A 25,889-nucleotide genomic window follows, 5' to 3' on the forward strand; every position below is an offset into this window, starting at 1 on the left:
ATACATAAAATGAAAAATATAGCAGTTATAGGAGCAGGTACAATGGGTAACGGTATTGCCCACGTTTTTGCACAAAATAATTATAAGGTTAATTTAATAGATATTGCACAAGCATCTTTAGATAAAGGTTTAGCTACCATTACTAAAAATTTAGATAGAATGGTTGCTAAAGAAAAAATATCTGAAGCAGATAAAAACAATACTCTAGCTAACATTACACTACACACTGTACTTGCAGATGGTGTTAATGGTGTAGATTTAGTAGTAGAAGCTGCTACAGAAAATGTAGACTTAAAGCTTAAAATTTTTAAAGATTTAGACGCTATTTGTGATGCTAAAACAATTTTAGCTACAAATACATCATCTATCTCTATTACACAAATTGCTGCGGTAACTAATAGGCCAAAACAAGTAATTGGTATGCACTTTATGAACCCTGTACCTATTATGAAATTGGTAGAGATTATTAGAGGTTACAACACGTCTAACGAGGTTACTACCACTATTATGGAATTGTCTACCAAACTAGGCAAAACACCTACAGAGGTTAATGATTATCCTGGTTTTGTAGCAAACAGAATTTTAATGCCAATGATTAACGAGGCCATTGAAACTCTATACAATGGCGTTGCCGGTGTAGAAGAAATTGATACCGTTATGAAATTAGGTATGGCGCACCCAATGGGACCATTACAATTGGCAGATTTTATTGGTTTAGATGTTTGTTTAAGTATTTTAAACGTAATGTATGATGGTTTTAAAAATCCAAAATACGCACCTTGTCCACTTTTAGTAAATATGGTAATGGCTAAAAAATTAGGTGTAAAATCTGGAGAAGGTTTTTACGATTATTCAGAATCTAGAAAAGCAGAAAAAGTAGCTTCTCAATTTGCAAAATAATTAGCATTGGCAAATATTAAACCTTTTAAAGCAGTACGCCCAACAAGAGATAAAGTTAGTTTAGTAGCTTCACGTTCTTACCAAAGTTATACTCAGGCAGAACGTGAAGCCAGACTAGACCACAACCCTTACTCTTTTTTACATATTGTTAACCCTGGTTATAAGTATGATAAAGAAATATCTGGTGTAGCGCGTTACCAATTGGTAAAAAATAGGTATTCAGAATTTAAAGAAGATGGTGTTTTTACACAAGATGCTTCTCCTTATTTTTACATTTATAAAGTTGTAGACAGAGATAATCAAGTTTTTAATGGCATTGTTGGTGCCGCAAGCGTAGAAGATTATAAAAATAACATCATTAAAAAGCATGAAGATACTATTGCTAGCAAAGAGGTTGTTTTTAAAGACTATTTAAAAACTGTTGGTTTTAATGCAGAGCCAGTACTTATTACTTATCCAGACAATACAGAGGTTTCTTCTATCATAAAAAAGAAACAAGAAGAGCGTGCAGAATATGAGTTTACAACAACGTACAGAGACACGCATTACCTTTGGCTTATTACAGAAAAAGAAGCTATAAGTGCCATTATTAATGCTTTTAATAATATACCAACATTATATATTGCAGATGGTCACCACAGATCTTCGTCATCAGAATTACTATGTTTAGACTGTAAAGAACAAAACAAAACACATAATGGCACAGAGAATTATAACTATTTTATGAGTTATTTTATTCCTGAGTCCGAGCTTAAAATACACGAATTTAATAGGTTGGTTAAAGATCTTAATGGTTTAACTAAAGAAGAGTTTTTAATACAATTAGATGCTATTTACCGTATAGAAAACAGAGGTGCTATACCATATAAACCAAATAAAAAACATCATTTTAGCATGTATTTAGATGGTGAATTTTATTCATTACACCTACGTAAATCTATTTATACGTTTAAAAATTCTTTAGATAAATTAGATGCGCAATTACTATACAATACCATTTTAAAACCTATTCTTGGCATTACAGATGTTCGTAAAAATAATAGAATAGACTACTTAAGTGGTAAAAAAGAAATTGTAAGTTTAGTTAATAAAATAGATAGTGGTAAATTTAGAGTTGGTTTTGGTATGATACCTGCCAATATTGAAGAATTAAAAAGCATTGCAGATGACGGTTTAAAAATGCCTCCAAAAAGCACTTTTATAGAACCAAAATTAAGAAGCGGTGTTACCATTTATGAATTTTAGTTTTAATTAAAATTATGTCAATTAAACAGTCTTTACTAGAAATTAAAAATAGCTTACCAGAAACGGTTACACTTGTAGCTGTATCTAAAACAAAACCTGTTTCAGATTTAGAAGAAGCCTATGCTGCTGGACAGCGTATATTTGGCGAAAATAAAATTCAGGAAATGACCCAGAAATGGGAAGTGATGCCAAAAGACATACAATGGCATATGATTGGTCACGTACAAACCAATAAGGTAAAATATATGGCTGAATATGTGTCTTTAATACACGGTGTAGACAGTTTAAAACTATTAAAAGAAATTAATAAGCAAGCAAAAAAACATAACAGAGTAATTAATTGCTTATTACAAATGCATATTGCAGAAGAAAGCACAAAGTTTGGTCTAGATTTAGAAGAACTAAATAGCCTTGTATCTTCTGATGTTTTTAAAACATTAGAAAACATTAAAGTGGTTGGTTTAATGGGTATGGCTACTTTTACAGACAACCAAAACCAAGTAAAAAAAGAGTTTGGTACGTTAAAAGAGGTTTTCTCTTCCTTACAAAGCACAAAATCTACTAACTTAGATGTAAAAATACTATCTATGGGTATGAGTGGCGATTATAAAATTGCTATAGACCAAGGAAGTACAATGGTACGTATAGGAAGTAGTATTTTTGGTAGCAGAAATTATATATAACAACAGGCTAAACAAATTTAATGTACGTAATCTTAGATATTGAAACCACAGGTGGTAAATTTAATGAAGAAGGAATAACAGAGATTGCTATTCATAGGTTTGATGGCCATAAGGTTGTAGATAAATTTATTAGTTTAGTTAATCCAGAAAAAGAAATACAGCCTTTTGTAGTAAAACTTACTGGCATTAATGACAAAATGCTACGTACCGCTCCTAAGTTTTATGAAATTGCCAAACGTATTGTGGAAATAACTGAAGACGCAGTTCTTGTAGCACATAATGCACAGTTTGACTACAGAATTCTAAGAACAGAATTTAGACGTTTAGGCTATAATTTTGAACGTAAAACATTATGTACTGTTAACTTATCTAAAGAACTTATACCAGACAAAGAATCATACAGCTTAGGAAAACTTGTACGCTCTTTAGGCATACCTGTTAGTGATAGGCATAGAGCAAACGGAGACGCATTAGCAACGCTCCAATTATTTAAGTTACTGCTTGCAAAAGACACTAATAAAAGTATTATTAAAACTGTTATTAAAGAGGGCTCTATGGGAGAGCTATCAGACAGACAAATAAACCTTGTAGAACAATTACCTAATGATACAGGTGTTTATTATATGTATGACAAAGATGGTGATTTAATTTTTTTAGGTAGATCTACAGATATCAAGAAAAAAGTAAATAAACACTTTACAGGTGTTTCTAACGTTGCAAAAAAACTACAAAAACAAACACGTAAAGTTACTTTTGAAAAAACAGGAAACGACCTAATTGCTACACTAAAAGAAAACGAAGAATTGCGTAAAGTTAAGCCTAAATACAATAGTAGTTTACGTAAAAAACTTTTTAACTATGGTATTTTTGTAAAAGAAAATAAAGATGGATACCTTTATTTTTTTATTGAAAAAACTACTACAACAGACCATACAATTGGTACTTTTAGTAGCTACATTGCTGCTAAAAATTTTGTTCATAAAATAACAAAGGAGTTTACCTTATGTAAAAAAGTAAACCTTATTTCTGAAGCAAAAACCAACTGTGGTAATTATGAAGACGGAAAATGTAATGGAGCTTGTATAAAAAAAGAGGCTACAGAAACGTATAACGCAAGAGCACAAGAAGTAATTAAAACATATAGCTTAATTGGTAAAAACGTATTAATAAAAGATAAAGGCAGAGAAATAGGCGAGTATTCTGCTATTTTAATTAAAGACGGAAAATTTAAAGGTTACGGCTATTACAATTTAAACCATCAAATAAATAATATTCATATATTAGAATCTATTATTACTAATATGACGAGTACCCCAAATACCATTCACCTAATATTAGCTTATCTAAGAAAAAATAAAAGAGTACAACAAATACAATTAAACTAACCATTGAAAAACGAAAGACCATCTAAAAATTGGAAAGCTAAAATTCATGAAATAATTTACGGCACGCATACACCTGCAGGTAAGTTGTTTGATATTTTATTGCTTGTATTAATTGTCTATAGCGTTATAATAGTAATGCTAGAGAGTGTACCTCGTTTTGATACTAAGTACCATGAGTTTTTAAATATATCTGAATGGGTAGTAACTATTTTATTTTCTATAGAATATGCATTACGAGTAATTTGTATTAACAAACCTAAAAAATATATTTTTAGTTTTTTTGGTATCATAGATTTTTTATCGACTATTCCTAAATACTTAGCTTTCTTTTTTGTTGGCTCACAATACTTAACAGCTTTTAGAGCTTTACGTTTACTACGTGTATTTAGAATATTAAAACTAGTGCGTTTTGTGGGTGAGTCTAATAAGCTAATTAACGCCTTAAGAGCTAGTAGAACAAAAATATCTGTGTTTGTATTTTTTGTATTAATAATATCTGTACTACTTGGTACTTTAATGTACTTAATTGAAGGACCAGAACACGGTTTTAATAGTATACCACACAGTGTATACTGGACCATTGTAACGCTAACTACCGTTGGCTATGGAGATATTTCTCCTGAAACACCAATGGGACAATTTTTAGCCACTTTAATAATGATTATTGGTTACGGAGTTATTGCTGTACCTACAGGTATTGTATCTGCCGAGTACGCATCTAACATAAACCCAAACAAAACAATGGACGAAGGAAGATCTTGTCCAAATTGCAGCTGTGAAATTAAGAGATCTGATGCTGACTATTGCAGAAAATGTGGCTACAAGTTAAGCCAAGAAGAGAATGATTAAAATAGAAAAAATAGCATAGTGATTACTAAAACTTTAATAGCTGTGGTAGGCCCTACCGCAATTGGTAAAACAAAATTGGCAATTACGCTTGCACAACATTTTAAAACACACATAATTTCTGCAGACTCTCGTCAGTTTTTTAAAGAGATGGCTATTGGCACTGCTGTACCAGATACTGATGAACTTGCCGCTGCACAACATCACTTTATTCAACATAAAAGCATTTTAGAACCATATTCCGTTGGCGACTATGAAAAAGAGGCTCTTATCAAATTAGATCAACTTTTTAAAGAAAATGATATTGTAATATTGGTTGGTGGTAGTGGTTTGTATGTAGATGCTGTAACCAAAGGCTTAGATAGTTTTCCTAAAATAGATGCTAGTGTTAGGGCAGATTTAAACTCGCTATTTGAAGAAAAAGGTGTTACTGCTTTACAAACCAAACTACAAGCTTTAGACCCAGAATATTATACCAAAGTAGACCAAGATAACCCACATAGGTTAATTAGAGCTTTAGAGGTATGCATTGGTTCTGGCAAGCCCTACTCTACTTTTTTAAATCAAAAAAAACCGAAAAGACCGTTTAACACAATTACCGTTGGCATTAAGGCTGATAGAGAAATTATATATGAAAGAATTAACAAAAGGGTAGATATCATGGTGCAAAACGGCTTAGTAGATGAAGCTAAGGCATTAACTAAACACCAAAACCTAAATGCGCTACAAACTGTTGGCTACAGAGAGTTATTTATGTTTTTTAATGAAAATTGGACTTTGGAGTTTGCACTATCTGAAATTAAAAAGAATACCAGAAGATTTGCCAAAAGACAACTTACTTGGTTTAAAAAAAATAAAGAAACACTTTGGATAAATTTTAATGATGATCCAAAAGACATTATTACAATAATTGAAGATAAACTACAAGCATAAAAAAACCACCCTCTTAAAGGGTGGTTTTTAGTATATTGTAAAAAGAATTAAATATTAAGACTCTTCCTCAGTTTTAATTACCAAACGGAAACCTTCACCGTGAATGTTAAGTATTTCAACATTCTCATCTTTCTTTAAATACTTTCTAAGTTTAGCTATATAAACATCCATACTTCTAGATGTAAAATAGTTATCATCTCTCCAAATTTTAGTTAACGCCAATTCTCTTGGCATTAAATCATTTTCATGCAAAGCCAATAAACGTAAAAGGTCGTTTTCTTTAGGAGATAATTTAACAGCTTCTTCTTCTTTATACTTTAAAAATCTAAGTTTAGAGTTTAATTTAAAATCACCAATAGTAAACTCAAACTTTTTACTGTCTGCCATTGTATTAGAAGACTTTCTTTGTAAAATAGCTTTAAGCTTCATTAAAAGAACTTCAGAGTCAAAAGGCTTATTTAAATAATCATCTGCTCCAGCTTTATAGCCTTTTAACACATCTTCTTTCATTGTTTTTGCAGTAAGAAAAACAATTGGTACGTTTTCATTTTTTTCTCTAATTTCCCTTGCTAGCGTGTACCCGTCCTTGTAAGGCATCATCACATCCAAAATACAAACATCATAAATGTCTTTTTTGAATTTTTCAAAACCTTCCATTCCGTTTTTAGCTAAAACAACGTCAAAATTATTCATTCCTAAATAATCTTTAAGTACAATTCCAAAATTTGGATCGTCCTCTACCAAAAGTATTTTCTTGTTTACTGTTTCCATATCTATTAAATTATAGGTAATTTAATGTAGAAAGTGCTTCCTTTTCCTTTTTCGCTTTCTGCATATACTTCACCTTGGTGATCATCTATTATTTTTTTTACATAGGCAAGCCCTAAGCCGTGCCCTTTTACATTATGTATATCTCCTGTATGTTCTCTATAAAATTTTTCAAAAACTTTTTTAAGAACAGCTTTGCTCATTCCTGAACCTTGATCTTTTATTTTTATTAAAATACTATTTTTTGTACTCTCTGTATACACATCTATTTTTGGTGCCTCTGGAGAATATTTAATAGCATTGTCCATAACATTTACTAGTACATTAGTAAAATGCATTTCATTAGCTAAAACATCTGTACGTTTTGCATTTAGGTGTGTATTAATATAACCACCTCTATCATCTACAATTAATTCTACATGTGTAATAGCGTCTTCAATTATGTCGTGTACATCTACCCTTTCCTTACTTATATCTAATTGGTTTTTTTCTAATTTAGATATACGTAAAACGTTTTCAACCTGTGCATGCATTCGTTTATTTTCATCCCTAATCATTTGCAGGTACCTCCCAACTTTTTCTTTATCTCCAATAGTGCCCGGGTTTTTAATAGCCTCTACTGCTAAGTTTATAGTTGCAATAGGAGTTTTAAACTCATGCGTCATATTGTTAATAAAATCAGTTTTAATTTCAGATATTTTTTTCTGTCTAATTAACTGGTAAATAGCACCAACATAAGTAATTAATATAATAGTTGTAAATAAGAATGTTATTACTGCCATTCCTAAAATAGAACCAATTAAATATTCTTTTTTCTCTGGAAACGATACCAATAAAGAAAAATCTGTTTTTCCTTCGCTATCCCTAAAAATTGGTGTTCTATTAACAGTTTCAGGATCAAACTTAAACTTTCTAGATTTTACAGAGGTTGGCAATCCTTTACTATAAATACCAAATTCAAAATCTATATCTATTTTTCTGTTTTTAAATTCTTCTTCCAAAGAATACCTAATTTCTTCTTTAGAAACTCTTTTATACATAGGTTTTTTATTGGCTGCATCTCTAAACATTTCTTCAAATTGCAGTCGCTCAAACCTAGATATATCTCCAAATTTTGTTATGGTTTTAATTGGAGTAAAACTGTATCCTTTACCATCCATACCAAAATTTTCCTTAAAAACGGTTTCTACAGTTTTACTAGTATAACTGGTAATAGTTGTTGTACTATCATTAAAAAGATCATTGTCAAAGAACGAAGGTGGAATATTGTAATTCTCTTTTAATATTCCATGATTGTAAATGGTTACTTCTCTAGAGTCTTCATCCACTTCTTTAAAAAAGATGTCTCTAATTTGAAACTCAGATGGTTTACCAACACTATCTTTTAGTGCTATTAACTTATTTCCGTATTCATTAACCTCTCTAGTCTCTATCTTACTTGCTACATTATCTAAAACCTGTGAAACGGTCTGATAAAATTGCTCCTCTTTGTCTTCTATAGATTTTTTAATCCAATATGCTTGAACAAAAATAATTCCTAGCAAAGACAAGGTCATCAATACAATAAGTATAACCAATAACTTCTTGTTCATTTGGGCAAAATTAAGATTTTAACATATATAGTCTGTCCGGTTTAACCTAACCTTAACACTAATAGTTAAACTTTAACGATTATTAAGACAACTCCCTTAATATACAATGAATTTCTTTAATTTTTAACTTTAACTTTACAATATCTTCATTTATTAACTTAAAATCAGACATTTTTTCTTTCTTTTCATCTGTCCATTGATTGTCCATTCTAGAAAGAATCTTTTCTCGTGTAGTATTATCCCTTTTTATTATTCTGTCTATTCTGACTTCTAAGGGTGCTGTTACCAAAATTATGTAGTCATAAAAATTTTGGTTGTTATTCTCAAATATAATTGCACTTTCTTGTATAACATAAGGTGCGTTTTGTTTTTTAGCCCATTCTAAAAAATGTGCTCTTACAGCTGGGTGTACAATAGCATTTAATTGCTCTAATAAATTAGCATTAGAAAAAACTTCTTGAGCTATATACTCTCTATTTAAAACACCATTTTGATAAGCTTCTTCACCAAGTAACTTTATAATTTGTTCTTTTACATTAGCAGAGGTATGCATTATTTTTTTTGCCTCTGTATCGGAATTATATACAGGCACACCTAAGTTTGCAAACATTTTAGCCGCAGTGCTTTTTCCACTACCTATACCACCTGTTAAACCTACTATTTTCATTTTCTGTTTAAAATAAATTCTACAGATTCTTCTTTTAACTTTGCGCTATAAACACCTTCCGGTTTTTTAGTAAGACTTAATTTTAATATTGGCGAATTTTCATCTACATACTCATTAAAATCTGCCGTTAAACTAAAATCCGTTGCCGTAATTTTTTTTAATACTTCTACATTTGCTTTACATAAGATAGATACCTCGCTAGGAAAAGTTCTGATACTTATATCATTTGGTAAATTTAATACTGTAACGGGCACCGTAATTAACTTTTCTGAAAAACGAAATACCTCTCCAGAAACAACAACTTCATTATCCGAAAACTTAGAATTAGCTAAATTCTGAGGCAGTATTAACGGTAATGTTTTACTAATATTTGATGACACATCTCTAAAATTATAATCCTCTGCTGTTACGTTTACAATAGTGTCTATCTCAGATTTAGGTCCAGATACCTTTATAGAGTCTGGAGTTATTTTTATACCTTTTTCTAACACATAATTCTGTGCCATATCTACTTTAATATTTGCTAAAACAGGCACTTTCTTTGTATGTAATTTATAGAGGTCAATATATAAGGTATCACTAAAACCAACTTCTGTTAAAGACAATGAGTTTGACAATTGCTGCTCTATTTGTTTTCTAAAAACAGATTGCCTTAAAAAATACTTGTCTTCTTTTTCTTCTACATTAGATAAGTCTATTTTTATATTTTTTCTAAAAATATTTAAACGCAACAACTGAAAACCACCAGCATGCACTTTAACTTGCACTTGGGTTTGATGTTTTTGAGCAAAAAATAAGCTATCGGGTACGTTTACATATTCTAAATTGAAGTATGTATTTGCTGTGTAAGAATCGGATAAATTACTAATAAACCAAGCCATTGTGGCACATAGCAAAAAGAGTGAAAATATTTTCACTTTTCGTTTATTTAAACCGCTTTTTATTTTACTTAACACCTTTATAATTTAAAAAATAATTTTGGAAATAACTCTTGCGCACTTTTTTTACTTGAGTTTAAAGTTAAAGTAGACTTTAAAAAGCCGTAACCATACCCAACAAATTGTATTACAACAGCAACCAAAGATAGTAATGCTATTGCTATACTTTTATTTTTTAATAACGAATCTACAAACAACAAGCTAAAGTATAAACCATAACCATATAAAAACCAAGGTAAACCAAAAAATGAGGCTAATAATGACACTATAAATCCAAAACAAAATAAAGCTGGAAACCAATAGGTAATTTTTGCTGTTTGTGGATGCCATTTGTTTAAGATAGGACGAACCATACCAAACTTATTTACCTGAATGTAAAACTTATTCCAATCTATTCTACGTTTATGATACACATAAGCTTCTGGAATTAATTTAGTAGCAAAACCGTTGTTCCAAATTCTAATGGTTAAATCTGGATCTTCACCCGGGTGAATATTGCCATAACCGCCAGTTTTTTCAAAAGCTACCTTAGAAATTCCCATATTAAAACTACGTGGCTGAAACTTATCTACCGCCTTTTTACCTCCACGAATACCACCTGTTGTAAAAAAAGATGTCATAGCGTAATTAATAGCTTTTTGAACCGTAGAAAAAGACTCATGAGCAGCATCTGGACCACCATAACAGTCTACATAGTTTTTTTGTAATGATGCTTCGGCAGTTTCTAAATAATGTGGTGGTAAAATACAATCTGAATCTAATACAATAAAGTAATTACCTTTTGCTTTGCGCATTCCGTAATTTCTAGAATCTCCAGGCCCTGAATTTTCTTTTTTATAGTAAGATATTGGTAAACTAGAAAAGTGAGATACTTCTTCTTCTGAGCTTATAGTAGAACCATCTTCTACAATAACTATCTCATACGGTTTAGTATAGGTTTGTTGCTCTAAACTTTGCAACAACTCTCTAATTTCATTTGGTCTGTTATAAACCGGAACTATAAAAGAAAACAAAAAATTCATGTAGTACCACTGTAAACATAAAAGCCACCCCAAAAAAAGGATGGCTTTTACTATATTATATTATATTTATTCTTCTGTAAAGTGCTCTATTACCTCTTGGCTAACTCCTGTATTAGAGAAACCTCCATCATGAAACAAGTTTTGCATAGTTACTTTCTTTGTTAAATCTGAGAATAACGAAACTGTATAATCTGCACAATCTTGAGCAGTTGCATTACCTAACGGAGACATTTTGTCTGCGTAAGCAATAAAACCACCAAAACCTTTAACACCTTGACCAGCTGTTGTTGGAGTTGGCGACTGCGAAATTGTATTAACACGCACCTGTTTTTCTTTACCAAAGAAATAACCAAAACTACGTGCAACAGACTCTAAATAGGCTTTATTATCTGCCATATCATTATAATCTGGAAAAGTACGTTGTGCTGCCATATAAGTTAAAGCTACAATACTTCCCCACTGGTTCATTGCATCTGCTTTATACAAACTTTGCATTACTTTATGAAAAGACAATGCAGAAACATCCCATCCTTTGGCTGTAAAATCATACTTCTCATCTGTATAAGCACGCCCTTTTCTTACGTTTACAGACATCCCAATAGAATGTAAAACAAAGTCTAACTTACCACCTAAAATTTCTGTAGCCTTAGCCACCAAATTATTTAAGTCTTCTTCGCTAGTTGCATCTGCAGGTATAATTTCTGATCCTGTTTTTTCTGCTAACTCTTTAATTTGCCCCATACGCATTGCTATTGGTGCGTTAGTTAACACAAAAGTACCACCTTCTTCGTGTACTCTTTCTGCAGTTTTCCAAGCTATAGAGTTTTCATCTAATGCTCCAAATATAATACCTCTTTTTCCTTTTAATAAATTGTATGCCATTTGCTATTTATTTTGGTAATTTATGTGCGCGTAAAGATATTCAAAAAAAGTAGAATGCAATGCTTCTAATTTAATAACTGCCTTGCGTGTGCAATAGCAGAATCCGACAAATCTTTTCCTCCCAACATTTCAGCCAACTCTACTACTCTTTCTTCTGTAGTTAGTTGCTTCATTTGCGTGTGCGTTACGTTATTTTTATCTTCTTTGTAAACTTTATAATGATGGTTACCCTTAGATGCTACTTGTGGTAAATGTGTAATAGAAAATATTTGCATACTACTACTCATTTCCTGCATAATAACTCCCATTCTGTTAGATATTTCACCAGATACACCTGTGTCAATTTCATCAAACATTAATGTTGGCAAATCTTCATATTTAGCTAACACTGCTTTAATGGCTAACATTATACGAGAAAGCTCCCCACCAGACGCTACCTTTTTTAGCTCTCCAAAACCAGATCCTTTATTAGCAGAGAATTGAAAAACCAACTCATCTTTACCATTATATGTAAAACTTTCTGTTTTATTTATTTCAATTTTAAACTCGGCACTTGGCATACCTAATGACGCCAAAATAGACTCTAATTGTTGCTTAAGCTCTGGAATTATTGCTTTACGTTGCTTTGTAATTTTAGCACATATTGTATTTAGTGCTTTTTCTTGTGCAGCAATCTCTTCCTCTTTTTCTTTTATTGTAGCATCTATATTTTCTGTTGCATCAACTTTTAATGCTAATTCTTCTTTTATTTTTAAAAGCTCACTAACCTCTAATACACCATGTTTTTTTTGCAAATCATACAATAATTGGAGTTTTGCATTTACTTCTTCTAACAAGTTTGGATTAGCTTCTACAGTATTCTCTAAACTTTCAAACTCTTCAAAAATGTCATTAACCTCTATAAAAATAGATTGTACACGCTCATTTAAATTAGTAAACTGAGAACCAAAGCTTGCTAACTTATTTGAAGCTTGCTTTAACTCTGCTAACAAAGTTAAAATACCAACTTGTTCATCTGCTATTAACTGATGACCTTTAGACAAGTGCTCCATAATGTTTTCTACATTATTTAGCTGCTCATACTGCTCTTCTAAATCTTCTAAAATTCCTTCTTTTAAAGGAGCGGCTTGTAATTCACTTAGTAAAAAAGTGTTGTAATCATGTTCTTTTATCCCTTCTTGTTTAGCAAGCTGCAATTGTTCTAAAACTTTAGTTTCCTTTTTAAACTGACGCAAACTTTCCTCATATTTTTTTAATAATGGGACGTTAGAAGCTAAACCATCTATAACTTTAAATTGATAGGCATTATCTCCTAGTTGCAGTGTTTGATTTTGTGAGTGCACATCTATTAAACTATCTCCTAATGTAGAGAGTATAGTTAATTTTACAGGTGAATCATTAATAAAAGCTCTAGACTTACCGCTAGGCAATATTTCTCTTCTAATAATGGTACGCTCCTCATAATCTACATCATTCTCCTTAAAAAAAGGCTCAAGATTATATTTGCCTATAGAAAACTCTGCCTCTATAACACATTTTTTTTCCTTATCTCTTAATGATGATAAATCTGCACGTTTACCCAATACCAAAGCTAAGCCACCTAACAATATAGATTTTCCTGCTCCAGTTTCACCAGTTATTACGGTAAAACCGTTTGTAAAAGACACATTTAAATGGTCTATTAAGGCGTAATTTTTTATAGAAAGTGATACTAACAATTTGTGTAATTAAAAATTACACCAAATATAATTATAATATAAAAAGCGAAGGTTAATATTTTATTTTATTCCACGTACTAGAATAAAAAGGTGCTGCTGTATTTAAAACTTCTTTTAGTTTTACAACATCCATTTTAGGTCCATCAGAAAATATACTTACAATTTCATCAGATTTTGCATCAAAAAAAGTTTGCAATACAAAAGCATTTGTTCTACGTTTTGCTATAGTAGATAGCAGACGTAATGTACCCGAAATTACTTGTTTACCTGTACTATTATTATCTGCAAGTACATCCATACCTTTCCTATGGTAATTATACATTGCAACTCTATACTCCCTGTAAGCATTAGATAAAATATTATCTACCAATTCAAAACGAGTTCTTTCACTAGAAGACTGGCTCCAACCTGCAGCACTACTACCTTGTGCCTGTGTAACAATACCTTGTGCTTTTTTAAAATATTCTGTACCTCCTTCTAACGCAAAACTATCTGCATCTAAACCAAGAATAATATATGCGTAATAAGACATGACTCCTACAAGGTTAGAATCAAATGTATTTTGATTATAAACTAAAGGCTGAAACTCTATATAGTTAAAATTAAACTGATTGTCTTTATAATTAAATATAGGAGTTTCATAAGAAGTATTAAAAACTGGCCTAGAAGACTGTATTTGTATATTGGCTTTAAAACTACTTGATGAGTATTCTGTAATTGTAATGAACATTCTGGAATTTATGCGCTCTTGCTCTTTAAAAACACGGTTTGTCCATTTAGTTTTATTCATAAAATCATTAAGTGCACGTTCTAATGTTTTAAATACCTGCTGGTTGGTTTGCCCTACTTGCTCTGAGTTTACCGTAACTGTACAATTTAATTCTTGTGCTGTAGCAGAAGAAAAAATAGCAAAACAAAAAAAAGCAATTACAAGTTTATACATTAGTCTTTATAATAATTTCATTTACAATATCTAAGGCAACATCTGCCTTACTCTTAAGTTCAAACGTTTTTATATTTAATTTCTTATCTATAATAGCTATTTTATTGGTTGATTTGCCAAAACCAGCACCTTTGTCATTTAAAGAATTAAGCACTATAATATCTAAATTCTTCTTTTTTAGCTTTTTAGTGGCATTTTCTATCTCATTTTGTGTCTCTAATGCAAAGCCAACCAAAAATTGATGCTCTTTTTGCTCTCCTAAAGAAAATAAGATATCCTTGTTTTTTACAAGAGTTATCTGCATTTCAGCATCATTCTTTTTTATTTTTTGATCTGCTATAGTTTTAGGTTTATAATCTGCTACTGCAGCTGCGCAAATAGCTATATTTACTTTTGCATAATGCTTATGCACCTCTGTATACATTTCATCTGCAGATTTTACACGTACAAGTGTAACATTATCATGCGAAATAGTTAGGTGTGATGGGCCAGAAACTAAAACTACTTTAGCTCCTTTATTTGCAGCCGCCAAAGCAAGCTCATACCCCATTTTACCAGAGGAATGATTACCAATAAAACGCACAGGGTCTATAGCCTCATATGTAGGGCCTGCTGTTATAACCACTTTTTTACCACTTAGAGGCAAACCAGAATTTAAAAATTGTTTTAAATGCTTAACAATTTCTTCAGGTTCTGCCATTCTTCCTTCTCCATGTAAACCACTAGCCAACTCACCACTTCCAGCAGGAATAATAATATTACCAAATGAATTTAATTTGTTAAACGAACCTAAAGTAGACGGATGCTTGTACATATCCAAATCCATTGCAGGAGCAAAAAAAACGGGACATTTAGCAGACAAATATGTTGCAAGCAATAAGTTATCACAAACACCATTTGCCATTTTAGACAAAGTATTTGCTGTTGCCGGAGCAATAACCATAATATCTGCCCATAACCCCATTTCAACGTGATTGTTCCAAGATGTTCCTTCTTCTTTATCCTCACTAACAAAAGATGTTAATACAGGATTTTTTGATAGCGTAGCTAAGGTAAGAGGAGAAACAAAAGAGCTGGCGCTATCCGTTAAAATAATTTTAACGTTAGCGCCAGCTTTTATTAATAAGCGAACAAGAAATGTTGTTTTATATGCGGCAATACCTCCGGTTATTCCTAAAAGGATATTTTTACCACCTAACATTTTTATGAGTCTTTCGCTGTGTTTCTGTGGTATATTCTATCCTCTAACCACTCTGTTACTGCTAAAGCGTGTGGTTTTGGTAATTTTTCATAAAACTTAGAAACCTCAATTTGCTCCTTGTTTTCAAAAATTTCATCTAAACTATCATTGTACGTAGCAAATTCTTCTAACTTCTCTAAAAGTTCTTTTTTAATATCAGAGTTAATCTGTATTGCTCTTTTAGAAACTATAGAAATTGCTTCATATATATTTCCTGTACCAGCATCAAACTCATTTTTATTAATTGTAGTTGTAGATACAGCTGCTTTTGAATTTTTCAAGTCGTTCATATTCATAGCCTAATATTTATTTTGAATAATTTTGTAATTCTTTATCTAATCTTTCCTTCATATTATTTGCTTTTTTAGCAAACTCTGTTTCTGGAAAAGTTTTCATTAACTTACCATTAGCTTCATTAGCAGCCTTTAAACGCTCTTCCTTTTTACTAGGATGACTATTTATTGCTAAATTATAAGCTGCAAGCGCCTTGTAATACAATGCTTCTTCTTTATATATAGATCCAGGATTATCTAACATAAAGTTTTCTAATGCTTTTATTGCAGAAATAGAGTATTCTAAATCATAAAACTCACCTAATTTAGTAAATTGTTTAGCTATTTCTAATGCTTTCTTCTCTTTTTTTCTAGTTAAAGCAGCTGCAATTTCGTTTGCTTCAGGTAAATATTCAGAATCTGGGTACGTGTTTATAAAGTTTTGTATCTTTAACAAAGCCTTATCAGTATCTGTCTGATCTAAAGAATATTTACGCGATAAAAAAGAATAACTCTTTGCTCCTAAAAAAGAAGCTTCCTGAACTTTTTCACTTCTAGGATATGCTTTTACAAAACGCTCAAACTGATATCCTGCGTTATTATAATCTTTAATTTGATAATAACTATTTGCATGAAAAAACATTACACGCTCTCCTTGTGGCTTACCTATGTAATTAGAAACTATTTGTTCTAATAAACGGTTTGCTCTTTTAAAATCGCCCTTATCATAAAACTCTTCGGCCATTTCATACTTAGCCTTAACGTCTTGGTTTTTTAATACCTTTTGGTATTCACTACAAGAGCCTAAGACTAACACCAACAATAAAAGTGGTAATAATTTCTTCATTCTTAAAAACATTTTGCAAAATTAGTCATTATATACGGATATAAAAAACATTTTTTATACCGCTAAAATAGGAATGTGAATATTGTTAACCGTAGTTTTTGGCTAAGTTTTAACTTAAAATTTCATTAAAATTGCGAATATCTAAGCTAATTGCTTATTAAAGCTATTCATAAATGTATTTATTGTTGACTTTAGTTCTGGTGTTGCCTCAAGTAAAGGAAGTCTAACTTTTGCTGTAGCCAAGCCTAGGTTTTGGTAAATAGCTTTAATACCTGCAGGGTTTCCTTCTTTAAATATATAATCTATAACGTCATGCAAAGTGTTGTATAACAGATGAGCTTCTGCTGCATTGTTTTCTAAACCAAGAGAAATAACTTTAGAAAACTCTGCCGGAATACCTTGTCCTATAACAGAAATTACTCCAGACCCTCCTGCTAAGACAGTAGACAAGGCCGTAAAATCGTCTCCAGAAATTACCATAAAATCTTTTGGTTTATCTTTTACAATAGACAGTATTTGAACCATATCTCCGCATGCTTCTTTTATAGCAACTATGTTACTAAAGTCTTTTGCTAACCTAACCGTAGTAGATGGCAACATATTACTACCTGTTCTACCCGGTACATTATATAAGATTACTGGCTTTGGGGATGCTAGGGAAATGGCTTTAAAATGTTGATAAATCCCTTCTTGAGTTGGTTTATTATAATAAGGAGAAACAGATAATACAGCCACAAAATTGCTTAAATCTCTACTTTTTAACTCTGCAACTACTGCCATTGTATTATTTCCGCCAACCCCTAAAACTAAAGGTAACCTACCTGCATTAACCTTAACAACAGTATCTATAACCAACTGTTTTTCTTCTTCCGTTAGCGTTGCCGGTTCTCCTGTGGTACCTAAAACCACTAAGTAATTAATACCATTAGCTATATTGTATTCAACAATATTTTTTAATGCTGTAACGTCTACAGACAAATCTTCCTTAAAAGGTGTAACTAGTGCAACACCAGTACCAACTAATTCTTTCACACGTATAAATTTAGTAATCAAAATTTAAGAACGCGCCATAAGTAGTACGTTCTTATTATATTTCATTTAAAACCGAGAGATACTTTCTCAATTCATTTTTAAAAATGCTAAAATCTTTATTTGGTATATTTAAGATTAAATCATTTAAATTCTCATCAATTTCACCAAAACCAACTTTTAATCTGGCTTTGGATTGCATAGTCATTAATTGCAATAGTAAATTTTCTTCTGTATAATAGCTTATTAGCATATCATACTCATTATCTAAAAATTCTAATGCGTAACTATTTTCTATTTTTGCTCCCCAACCTAAATCTTCTTCAGAAAAAACAGGTGTTGAGTAAGGCGAGTTTTTATCATGCTCTGCCTTATACCCTATTATTTTTAATGCGTTTGGCTGTAATGAAAATTCCTTTATAAACTCATTAAATATTGTACCATCTGGCACATTATCTAAATCTACTATACAACCAACTTTAGCAATTCCTTTTTCAACCCTAGAACAGGCTATACGCTTGTTTTTGTTGTCGTTTAAAAATTTAACAGCAGCCTTGCGCTTAAATTTATTTTTTATGCCTTTTAACATGCAATTTACATTTACACAAATGTAATTATTATCTAGCACAATTTAATACAAAGATACAAAGCTACTTTGTTTTTTAAATAAAACATTTTGTTGTAAATATAACAAAACGAAATATAAATAAAAAACAGAAAGATAAACACCTCAAATAAAAACACTTACAAATGTTAAAAATTAAGTCAATTTTTCTAAAAATTCTTGTTCTGTAATAATTGGCACATTTAAACTCTCTGCCTTTGTACGTTTACTAGGACCCATTTTATCTCCTGCAATTAAAAAGGTTGTTTTAGATGAAATGGAAGATCCTACTTTACCTCCGTTATCCTCAATTAATTTTTTAAGGTCATTTCTACTCATTTCAAAAACACCAGAAACAACGTACGTTTGACCCTTTAATTTTTCAGTTTGATTTAAAAGTTTTTCTGCTGATACCTGAAACTGGAGTCCGTAACTTTTTAACCTATTTATGATATCTAAATTAATTTCATTCTGAAAAAACTCAACAACACTAGAAGCTATACGCTCACCAATTTCATCTACGGTAGCAAGCTCTAATGCAGAAGCATACATTAAGGCATCTATGTTTTTATAAGCTTTAGCTAATTTTTTAGCTACAGTTTCACCAACAAAACGTATACCTAACGCAAACAAAACACGCTCAAAAGGTATCTCTACAGATGCAGCAACACCTTTTACAAGATTTTCTGCAGATTTTTTTGCCATACGCTCCAAAGGCAACAACTGCTCTACTGTTAGAGTGTACAAATCTGCGTAATTTTTTATTAATCCTTCTTTAAACAATAACTCTACCGTTTCACTACCTAAACCATCTATATCCATTGCTTTTCTGGATATAAAATGCTGAATTTTACCTGTTATTTGTGGCGGACAACCATATTCATTAGGGCAATAATGCTTTGCATCGCCCTCTGTTCTAATTAATTCTGTATTACACTCTGGACAATGTTCTATGTAATGCGTAGGTAAAGAATCTTGTGGTCTTACCTCTAAATTAACACCCACAATTTTAGGGATTATCTCTCCTCCTTTTTCTACAAAAACAGTATCTCCTACTCTAACATCTAATTTTTCTATTTGATCTGCATTGTGCAAAGAAGCCCTTTTAACCGTAGTGCCAGCCAACAAAACAGGCTCTAAATTAGCAACAGGAGTAATTGCTCCCGTACGACCAACTTGGTAACTTATTTCATTTAAAACCGTAGAAACCTGCTCTGCTTTAAATTTATAAGCCATTGCCCAACGTGGAGATTTAGAAGTATACCCTAACTCTTCTTGGTAACGTAATGTATTTACTTTTACAACAACACCATCTGTTTCATAAGGCAACTCATGCCTATGTACATCCCAATATTCTACAAATGCCATAACCTCGTCTACACTTTTACACAACTTGGCAACTGTTGGCACCTTAAAACCCCAAGAGCGTGTTTTTTCTAAGGCTTCAAACTGTGTTTCTATATTTAAATTTGCACCAACAACACTATATAATAAGCACTCTAATGGGCGCTGTGCAACCAAAGAACTATCTTGCAATTTTAAACTACCAGACGCTGTATTCCTAGGATTCATATAAGGATCTTCTCCGTTTGCTATTCGCTCTTCATTCATTTTATTAAACCCCTCAAAAGGCAATACAATTTCCCCTCTTATATCAAACTTAGCAGGGTAGTCTCCCTTTAATTGTAATGGAACTGATTTAATGGTTTTAATATTCGTAGTTACTTCATCACCCTGAAAACCATCTCCTCTAGTAACTGCTCTTACTAATTTTCCATCTTCATAAGTTAAACTTATTGAAGCCCCATCATACTTTAGCTCACACGTAAATTCTATATTAGAATCTCCTATTATTTTTTCAACCCTTTTTTCCCAATCTAACAAATCTTCTTTAGAGTAAGAGTTATCTAAAGAATACATTCTGTGCTCATGCACAACTGTATTAAAATTCTTAGTAATTTCTCCTCCAACACGTAGTGTAGGCGAATTAGCATCATAAAATTCTGGATGCTTAGCTTCTAATGCTTGTAATTCCTTTAATTTTAAATCAAAATCATAATCTGATATGGTTGGAGTATCTAAAACATAATAATTATGGTTGTGTTTACGCAGCTCGTCACGTAATGCTTCAATTTGCTCTTTTACAGACATTTTGTTTATTTTTTAAATTCAGCTTTATTCATTATCTGATAAACTGAATTGATATTTTTATTGTATTTAGTTTAGCTATTTATCTGTCCTTTTAACATCCTATCATTACCAAAAATATCTTTTTTTAAATAGATATTTTTATAGTTATGATTTACTAAAAGTTGCTTTGTTTTTTCACCTAGATATTGATTAATCTCAAAAAATAATTTCCCATCTTTACGTAAATGCTTCAAAGAGAAACTTGAGATAGCCTTGTAAAAGACTAATGGATTAGTATCTGAAACAAAAAGAGCTAAATTAGGCTCATGCTCTAAAACATTTACACTCATCTCGCTTTTCTCTAAATCTCTAACATATGGAGGATTTGAAACAACAACATCAAACTTTTCTGCTAAATTAATTTCTTCTAAAATATTCTTCTCTATAAAGGTTACATCTACATAATTAACTTCTGCATTACTTTTCGCAACCTTTATTGCCTCTTTAGAAACATCTAAAGCAAACACCTTAGCTTTTGGCAAATTTTTAGCTAGTGTTATTGCTATACAACCACTACCAGTACCTATATCTAATATTGTAATTTCCTCATCAACATTTACTTCATCTAAAACCCAACTTACTAACTCTTCTGTTTCTGGTCTGGGTATTAACACATTAGAGTTTACATTAAAATTTAAACCCATAAAATGTGCGGCACCTAAAATATACTGTATTGGAATTTGCTCTTTAAGTTGATTAATTACCAAAAACAAAACATCCTCTTCTTCTTTATTAATTACATAATTAGGTTGTAAAGCTAGTATAAAACGATCTAGTTTTAAATAATGCTCTATTGTCATATAAAAAAAACTATCTACCTCTTGTGTCGGGTAAATAGCTGCTAATTCTATATGGTAAATTTTCTTAATTTCTTTTAATAACATACTTAAAACCCGCGGCTTAATTATTTTTTTACAGACTTACCCTTATAAATTTAATAACATAAAAACAGGACATGAATAATGCCCTGTATCCCCCATACGGCAATCTATATATTTAAAACCTGTTTTTTTATATAGTTTTTGTGCATCTTTCATGTATGGCATTGTTTCTAAATAGCATTTTTTAAAACGATATTCTCGCGCCTTAGAAATACAAGCATCCATCATTTTACTTCCTAAACCTTTACCTCTTGCTTCTTCTAAAAAGTACATTTTTTGCAATTCGCAGGTATCACTATCATAATTTTCTAATTGTGCAACTCCTGCACATCCTAAAATTTTACCGTTTAGCTCCGCCACAAAATATGTTGCTTTAGGTACATTGTAGTTTTCATACATACAATCTAAGGATTTATCTGCATAGGCAGTGCCAACTTTTGGCACTCCTAAATCTACCAATACTTGCCTAATTACCTCTGCAACAGCTGCATTATCTTTCTGTAAAATTGGCCTAATAACTACATTATCCATAAAACAAAAACTATATCTTAATATTATTCTATTTTTGCGAAGTGAAGATACATGAAAAATACATTTTACGCTGCATACAAATTGCCAAAAACGGTTTAGGTTCTACTTTTCCTAATCCTATGGTTGGCGCATTAATTGTACATAATAATAGAATAATTGCAGAAGGTTTTACCTCTCCTTATGGGGGTCCACATGCAGAAGTTAATGCCATAAATAACGTTAAAGATAAATCTGTTTTAAAAGAGGCTACCATTTATGTTACTTTAGAGCCTTGCTCTCATTACGGTAAAACCCCGCCATGTGCAGATTTAATTATTAAGCATAAAATACCAAATATTATTATAGGGTTAAAAGATCCGCATGAAAAAGTGTCTGGCAACGGAATTAAAAAACTTAAAAACGCAGGGTGCAATGTAATAACCGGTGTTTTAGAGAAAAAATGCAGAGAACATCATAAGCGTTTTTTATGTTTTTATGAAAAAAAGAGGCCGTATATTATACTAAAGTGGGCAGAAACAAATGATGGTTTTATTGCGCCACTGCAAGAAAAAAGAAGTGCCACGCCAGAACCTTTTTGGATAACTACAAAAGCAGCCAGACAACTTGTACACCAATGGAGAAGTGAAGAACAAGGTATTTTAGTTGGCACAAATACAGTTATAGAGGACAATCCCAAACTAGATGTTAGAAACTGGCACGGAAAGTCTCCTACTAGAATTATTATAGATCAAAATTTAAAGGTTGATGCAAGCAAAAACATATTAAATACGACTGTAAAAACTATTGTAATAACAAAAGAGTCTAGCAAAAACAAACAACTACAAGGTATTATTTACGAAAGTGTAAATTTTAAAAAACCTTTAGCTATGCAAATTTGCAATATTCTACATAAGCACAATATACTTAGCGTAATTATTGAAGGTGGCTCCAAAACACTACAAACCTTTATTAACGAAAACCTTTGGGATGAAGCACGTGTTTTTACTGGCATTACAAACTTTAATAAAGGTATTGCAGCTCCAAAATTTACAGGAAAGCTAAAAAGCACAGACACTATTAAAACCGATACATTAAAGACCTACTATAATGATTAAGAATATAATTTTTGATTTTGGCGATATTTTTATAAACCTGAACAAAACAGCTACCGCATTAGAATTAAGTAAATTTGGTTTTACCAAAATTACCCCTGAGCTAGATTTATTAATGAAGAATTATGAAAAGGGGTTAATTTCTTCTGATGATTTTATAAATAAAACAAACAAAATTTTTCCTGCTGCCACACCACAAGAATTAAAACATGCATGGAACAAAATTATTTTAGATTTTCCTGAAGAGCGCTTATTATTTATTGAAACACTTGCCAATGAAAATAATTATCGTCTGTTTTTACTTAGTAACACCAACGAGTTACACATAAAACAAGTAATTGAAAATATGAGCATTGATAGATATAATAGATTTAAAAACTGTTTTGAACAATTTTATTTGTCGCATTTAATAAATTTTAGAAAACCTAACGCTGCTATTTACGAATTTGTACTTAAAGAAAATAACTTAAAGCCAGAAGAAACTTTTTTTATTGATGATACCAAAGAAAATACAGTTGCGGCAGAAAAACTAGGCATTAAAAGCTGGAATTTACAGGTAGGCAAAGAAGATATCATTAACCTAAAAAGTAAGTTATAAATATGATTAGCTTAATACTTAGCATTTTATTCTCTAGTTTAATTTTTGTAATATTCAAGCTTTTTCAAATTTTTAAAATACAAACATTATACGCCATAATAACAAACTACTTTATTGCTTGTTTGGTAGGATTATTATTTTACGAAGCACCAATTAACCCAACAAATTTAACACATGAACCTTGGTTTTTAGGAGCTTTATTTTTAGGTGTTTTGTTTATACTTGTATTTTACATTATGGCAAAAACATCTCAAAATTTAGGCGTATCCGTTACATCTGTGGCCACTAAAATGTCTTTGGTAGTGCCTGTAATTGGTGGTGTTTTTTTGTATAATGAAACACTTACCAATATAAAAACAATAGGCATACTATTAGCGTTAGCCGCAGTTTACCTTGCCTCCACCAAAACAAATAAGAGCACTATAAAAAAAAATACACTATTGTTACCTTTTTTAGTTTTTTTAGGTTCTGGCACTATAGATATTAGCATTAAGTATTTAGAAGAAGCTTACGTTAACGATGCAAAAATCCCTTTATTTTCTTCCTTTATATTTTTAGCTGCAGGTGTATTTGGTGTGCTTTTTATATTAGTTAGAACCAAAAAACACCCTTTAAAAATAAATTTTAAAAATATATTAGCTGGTATATGTCTTGGCATACCTAATTTTTTCTCTATTTATTACCTAATTAAAGCGCTAAGAGGCTCCAACTTTACAAACGCAACAGTTTTTACAATTAATAATGTTGCTATAGTTTTATTTACTACACTAATTGGTATTGTTTTTTTTAATGAAAAATTAAGCATTAAAAACTGGCTAGGAATAGGACTTGCAGTTTGCAGTATAATTTTAATGGCAATATAATATGAGTACAGAAAAAGACACTTATTTAACCATAGATAAACCAAGTCCCGAAATTCTCTTTAAAGAAAAGAAAAGCAAATTTATTGGCTATGTATTTCCTATAACATCTGAGGATGATGTTAAACCTATTATCGAAGATTTAAAAAAGCAACATCACACAGCAAACCACGCATCTTATGCCTGGCAACTAGGAACAGATACCATTAGGTATAGAGCAAATGATGATGGCGAACCAAATAACTCTGCCGGACAACCTATATACGGACAAATACAAGCATACAACCTTACAAATGTACTTGTTGTTGTAGTACGTATTTTTGGAGGGACAAAATTAGGTGTTGGTGGCTTAATTAGCGCATATAAAACAGCCGCACAACTTGCAATTGAGAGTGCAGACATTAAAAAGAAAATAATAACTAAACTATACACAATTACCTTTGCGTATAAGGATATGAATAGTGTAATGAGAGTTATTAAGCAAAAAAAACTAGACATTATAAGTCAAAAGTTAGAATCTAATTGTGTTTACATAATTTCAGTAAGAAAAACAAAAGCTAACGAAATTTTTGAAATTTTTAATACCATGCAGTATGTTGTAATTAAAGATTAAAAATCATAAAATTCATCAATCTTTTTTAACACATATTCTGGACATTTTATAGGCTTTTTAGTTTCTTTATTTAAGAATGCCAAAACAGTATTTGCTGTTACTAACAATTCATCATTTTCATTGTAAATTTCATAGTCAAATTCTATCTTAACAGAAGGCTTTTTTTTGAGCTTAGTTACCACCGTCAAAGTGTCATCATAAAGCGCAGATTTCTTAAAATTAATCTGTAAGGAAATTACTGGCAATACAACTCCGGTTTCTTCCATTTTTTTGTAGGAAACATCTAAATCCTTTAACCAACTTAACCTCCCCAACTCTAGGTATTGCGCGTAGTTACCGTGATACACCACTCCCATTTGATCTGTTTCTCCATATCTTACAGTAAAAGAAATTTTATTTTTTCGCATAATTATATCAACAAAAATTATATATTTAAAGGATGGGAAATTCTATGCTTACAACATGCAAAAAAAAAACTTCAAATTCAATAGTAATTGATTTTTTTTTTAGAAATTTTGTTCACATATTTGCCACCCCTGATAAGGAAGTTAACATCCCCGTATTTTCTTTCAGAGAGAACACAATACTAACCAAAAAAAGATTATCTAATA

The 25,889-nt window shown here is 31.1% G+C and carries 27 protein-coding genes; 10 read left to right on the forward strand and 17 right to left on the reverse strand.

What is annotated here, in order from left to right:
* Positions 1-9 precede the first annotated feature (9 nt).
* Genes PBN93_RS16160 through miaA form a run of 6 tightly spaced genes read left to right on the forward strand, consistent with a single transcriptional unit; the run spans position 10 to position 5,992 of the window.
* Complete coding sequence (locus PBN93_RS16160; protein ID WP_271081131.1) at positions 10-900, forward strand: 3-hydroxybutyryl-CoA dehydrogenase; 891 nt, start codon at positions 10-12, stop codon at positions 898-900.
* A 6-nt stretch (positions 901-906) separates the two neighbouring features.
* Complete coding sequence (locus PBN93_RS16165) at positions 907-2,145, forward strand: DUF1015 domain-containing protein (protein WP_077402731.1); 1,239 nt, start codon at positions 907-909, stop codon at positions 2,143-2,145.
* Positions 2,146-2,159: 14 nt separating this feature from the next.
* Positions 2,160-2,828, forward strand: coding sequence for a YggS family pyridoxal phosphate-dependent enzyme (locus tag PBN93_RS16170; RefSeq protein WP_034645261.1), 669 nt, complete (start codon positions 2,160-2,162; stop codon positions 2,826-2,828).
* A gap of 20 nt (positions 2,829-2,848) precedes the next feature.
* A complete protein-coding gene (locus PBN93_RS16175) occupies positions 2,849-4,213 on the forward strand; it encodes an exonuclease domain-containing protein (RefSeq protein ID WP_271081132.1) in 1,365 nt (454 codons plus the stop codon).
* A gap of 3 nt (positions 4,214-4,216) precedes the next feature.
* A complete protein-coding gene (locus PBN93_RS16180) occupies positions 4,217-5,062 on the forward strand; it encodes an ion transporter (RefSeq protein ID WP_077402722.1) in 846 nt (281 codons plus the stop codon).
* A gap of 21 nt (positions 5,063-5,083) precedes the next feature.
* Positions 5,084-5,992: a tRNA (adenosine(37)-N6)-dimethylallyltransferase MiaA gene (gene miaA, locus PBN93_RS16185; protein ID WP_271081910.1), complete on the forward strand. Its 909-nt coding sequence runs from the start codon at positions 5,084-5,086 to the stop codon at positions 5,990-5,992.
* Between the two features lie 54 nt (positions 5,993-6,046).
* Here miaA and PBN93_RS16190 read toward each other — a convergent pair whose 3' ends face one another.
* The 16 genes from PBN93_RS16190 to PBN93_RS16265 form a co-directional block, all read right to left on the reverse strand.
* A complete protein-coding gene (locus PBN93_RS16190) occupies positions 6,047-6,763 on the reverse strand; it encodes a response regulator transcription factor (RefSeq protein ID WP_013622842.1) in 717 nt (238 codons plus the stop codon).
* Positions 6,764-6,768: 5 nt separating this feature from the next.
* A complete protein-coding gene (locus tag PBN93_RS16195; RefSeq protein WP_077402716.1) occupies positions 6,769-8,352 on the reverse strand; it encodes a sensor histidine kinase in 1,584 nt (527 codons plus the stop codon).
* 82 nt (positions 8,353-8,434) lie between these two features.
* The gene (coaE, locus tag PBN93_RS16200) at positions 8,435-9,019 is read right to left on the reverse strand and encodes a dephospho-CoA kinase (RefSeq protein WP_077402713.1); all 585 of its coding nucleotides are present in this window, start codon (positions 9,017-9,019) and stop codon (positions 8,435-8,437) included.
* On the reverse strand, positions 9,016-9,936 hold the full coding sequence (locus PBN93_RS16205) for a CdaR family protein (protein WP_271081133.1): 921 nt from the start codon (positions 9,934-9,936) through the stop codon (positions 9,016-9,018). Before PBN93_RS16205 ends, coaE begins: the two co-directional genes overlap by 4 nt.
* 41 nt (positions 9,937-9,977) lie before the next feature.
* The gene (locus PBN93_RS16210) at positions 9,978-10,979 is read right to left on the reverse strand and encodes a glycosyltransferase (RefSeq protein WP_271081134.1); all 1,002 of its coding nucleotides are present in this window, start codon (positions 10,977-10,979) and stop codon (positions 9,978-9,980) included.
* Positions 10,980-11,045: 66 nt separating this feature from the next.
* Complete coding sequence (locus tag PBN93_RS16215; RefSeq protein ID WP_013622847.1) at positions 11,046-11,861, reverse strand: enoyl-ACP reductase FabI; 816 nt, start codon at positions 11,859-11,861, stop codon at positions 11,046-11,048.
* 65 nt (positions 11,862-11,926) lie between these two features.
* A complete protein-coding gene (gene recN, locus PBN93_RS16220; protein WP_271081135.1) occupies positions 11,927-13,579 on the reverse strand; it encodes a DNA repair protein RecN in 1,653 nt (550 codons plus the stop codon).
* 52 nt (positions 13,580-13,631) lie between these two features.
* A complete protein-coding gene (porD, locus tag PBN93_RS16225) occupies positions 13,632-14,522 on the reverse strand; it encodes a type IX secretion system protein PorD (RefSeq protein ID WP_077402701.1) in 891 nt (296 codons plus the stop codon).
* Positions 14,515-15,723 carry a bifunctional phosphopantothenoylcysteine decarboxylase/phosphopantothenate--cysteine ligase CoaBC gene (gene coaBC, locus PBN93_RS16230; RefSeq protein WP_271081136.1) on the reverse strand — a complete coding sequence of 403 codons (1,209 nt, stop codon included), beginning with the start codon at positions 15,721-15,723 and terminating at the stop codon, positions 14,515-14,517. Before coaBC ends, porD begins: the two co-directional genes overlap by 8 nt.
* 2 nt (positions 15,724-15,725) lie before the next feature.
* Complete coding sequence (locus tag PBN93_RS16235; protein ID WP_013622851.1) at positions 15,726-16,058, reverse strand: DNA-directed RNA polymerase subunit omega; 333 nt, start codon at positions 16,056-16,058, stop codon at positions 15,726-15,728.
* A gap of 10 nt (positions 16,059-16,068) precedes the next feature.
* Positions 16,069-16,881 (reverse strand): outer membrane protein assembly factor BamD, encoded by an 813-nt coding sequence (locus tag PBN93_RS16240; RefSeq protein WP_077402696.1) that lies wholly within the window; start codon positions 16,879-16,881, stop codon positions 16,069-16,071.
* A gap of 141 nt (positions 16,882-17,022) precedes the next feature.
* Complete coding sequence (dapA, locus tag PBN93_RS16245) at positions 17,023-17,913, reverse strand: 4-hydroxy-tetrahydrodipicolinate synthase (protein ID WP_271081137.1); 891 nt, start codon at positions 17,911-17,913, stop codon at positions 17,023-17,025.
* 55 nt (positions 17,914-17,968) lie between these two features.
* Complete coding sequence (locus tag PBN93_RS16250; protein WP_271081138.1) at positions 17,969-18,499, reverse strand: DUF6913 domain-containing protein; 531 nt, start codon at positions 18,497-18,499, stop codon at positions 17,969-17,971.
* Positions 18,500-18,670: 171 nt separating this feature from the next.
* Positions 18,671-20,665: an NAD-dependent DNA ligase LigA gene (gene ligA, locus PBN93_RS16255; protein ID WP_271081139.1), complete on the reverse strand. Its 1,995-nt coding sequence runs from the start codon at positions 20,663-20,665 to the stop codon at positions 18,671-18,673.
* A gap of 71 nt (positions 20,666-20,736) precedes the next feature.
* On the reverse strand, positions 20,737-21,588 hold the full coding sequence (gene prmC / locus PBN93_RS16260) for a peptide chain release factor N(5)-glutamine methyltransferase (RefSeq protein ID WP_271081140.1): 852 nt from the start codon (positions 21,586-21,588) through the stop codon (positions 20,737-20,739).
* Between the two features lie 42 nt (positions 21,589-21,630).
* Complete coding sequence (locus tag PBN93_RS16265; RefSeq protein WP_077402686.1) at positions 21,631-22,116, reverse strand: GNAT family N-acetyltransferase; 486 nt, start codon at positions 22,114-22,116, stop codon at positions 21,631-21,633.
* Positions 22,117-22,157: 41 nt separating this feature from the next.
* Here PBN93_RS16265 and ribD point away from each other — a divergent pair, with 41 nt between their 5' ends.
* The 4 genes from ribD to PBN93_RS16285 are packed head-to-tail and all read left to right on the forward strand — an operon-like array spanning position 22,158 to position 25,278.
* Positions 22,158-23,210 (forward strand): bifunctional diaminohydroxyphosphoribosylaminopyrimidine deaminase/5-amino-6-(5-phosphoribosylamino)uracil reductase RibD, encoded by a 1,053-nt coding sequence (ribD, locus tag PBN93_RS16270; protein WP_271081141.1) that lies wholly within the window; start codon positions 22,158-22,160, stop codon positions 23,208-23,210.
* Positions 23,203-23,805, forward strand: coding sequence for an HAD-IA family hydrolase (locus PBN93_RS16275; RefSeq protein ID WP_077402680.1), 603 nt, complete (start codon positions 23,203-23,205; stop codon positions 23,803-23,805). The genes ribD and PBN93_RS16275 overlap by 8 nt, the downstream gene beginning before the upstream one ends.
* A 2-nt stretch (positions 23,806-23,807) precedes the next feature.
* Positions 23,808-24,668, forward strand: a complete 861-nt coding sequence (locus tag PBN93_RS16280; RefSeq protein WP_271081142.1) for a DMT family transporter — start codon at positions 23,808-23,810, stop codon at positions 24,666-24,668.
* Between the two features lies 1 nt (position 24,669).
* Positions 24,670-25,278, forward strand: a complete 609-nt coding sequence (locus PBN93_RS16285; RefSeq protein WP_271081143.1) for an IMPACT family protein — start codon at positions 24,670-24,672, stop codon at positions 25,276-25,278.
* Here the strand turns inward: PBN93_RS16285 and PBN93_RS16290 are convergent.
* Positions 25,275-25,685, reverse strand: coding sequence for an acyl-CoA thioesterase (locus PBN93_RS16290; RefSeq protein WP_271081144.1), 411 nt, complete (start codon positions 25,683-25,685; stop codon positions 25,275-25,277). The genes PBN93_RS16285 and PBN93_RS16290 overlap by 4 nt on opposite strands.
* Positions 25,686-25,889 lie beyond the last annotated feature (204 nt).

Source organism: Cellulophaga omnivescoria (genome assembly GCF_027915275.1).
GTDB lineage: Bacteria > Bacteroidota > Bacteroidia > Flavobacteriales > Flavobacteriaceae > Cellulophaga > Cellulophaga omnivescoria.

Coding starts and splice junctions, on each gene's coding strand:
- PBN93_RS16160 (WP_271081131.1), top strand. CDS start 10: ATGAAAAATATAGCAGTTATAGGAGCAGGTACAATGGGTAACGGTATT.
- PBN93_RS16170 (WP_034645261.1), top strand. CDS start 2,160: ATGTCAATTAAACAGTCTTTACTAGAAATTAAAAATAGCTTACCAGAA.
- PBN93_RS16175 (WP_271081132.1), top strand. CDS start 2,849: ATGTACGTAATCTTAGATATTGAAACCACAGGTGGTAAATTTAATGAA.
- PBN93_RS16190 (WP_013622842.1), bottom strand. CDS start 6,763: ATGGAAACAGTAAACAAGAAAATACTTTTGGTAGAGGACGATCCAAAT.
- PBN93_RS16195 (WP_077402716.1), bottom strand. CDS start 8,352: ATGAACAAGAAGTTATTGGTTATACTTATTGTATTGATGACCTTGTCT.
- coaE (WP_077402713.1), bottom strand. CDS start 9,019: ATGAAAATAGTAGGTTTAACAGGTGGTATAGGTAGTGGAAAAAGCACT.
- PBN93_RS16210 (WP_271081134.1), bottom strand. CDS start 10,979: ATGAATTTTTTGTTTTCTTTTATAGTTCCGGTTTATAACAGACCAAAT.
- PBN93_RS16215 (WP_013622847.1), bottom strand. CDS start 11,861: ATGGCATACAATTTATTAAAAGGAAAAAGAGGTATTATATTTGGAGCA.
- porD (WP_077402701.1), bottom strand. CDS start 14,522: ATGTATAAACTTGTAATTGCTTTTTTTTGTTTTGCTATTTTTTCTTCT.
- coaBC (WP_271081136.1), bottom strand. CDS start 15,723: ATGTTAGGTGGTAAAAATATCCTTTTAGGAATAACCGGAGGTATTGCC.
- PBN93_RS16235 (WP_013622851.1), bottom strand. CDS start 16,058: ATGAATATGAACGACTTGAAAAATTCAAAAGCAGCTGTATCTACAACT.
- PBN93_RS16240 (WP_077402696.1), bottom strand. CDS start 16,881: ATGAAGAAATTATTACCACTTTTATTGTTGGTGTTAGTCTTAGGCTCT.
- PBN93_RS16250 (WP_271081138.1), bottom strand. CDS start 18,499: ATGTTAAAAGGCATAAAAAATAAATTTAAGCGCAAGGCTGCTGTTAAA.
- ligA (WP_271081139.1), bottom strand. CDS start 20,665: ATGTCTGTAAAAGAGCAAATTGAAGCATTACGTGACGAGCTGCGTAAA.
- prmC (WP_271081140.1), bottom strand. CDS start 21,588: ATGTTATTAAAAGAAATTAAGAAAATTTACCATATAGAATTAGCAGCT.
- PBN93_RS16265 (WP_077402686.1), bottom strand. CDS start 22,116: ATGGATAATGTAGTTATTAGGCCAATTTTACAGAAAGATAATGCAGCT.
- PBN93_RS16275 (WP_077402680.1), top strand. CDS start 23,203: ATGATTAAGAATATAATTTTTGATTTTGGCGATATTTTTATAAACCTG.
- PBN93_RS16280 (WP_271081142.1), top strand. CDS start 23,808: ATGATTAGCTTAATACTTAGCATTTTATTCTCTAGTTTAATTTTTGTA.
- PBN93_RS16285 (WP_271081143.1), top strand. CDS start 24,670: ATGAGTACAGAAAAAGACACTTATTTAACCATAGATAAACCAAGTCCC.
- PBN93_RS16290 (WP_271081144.1), bottom strand. CDS start 25,685: ATGCGAAAAAATAAAATTTCTTTTACTGTAAGATATGGAGAAACAGAT.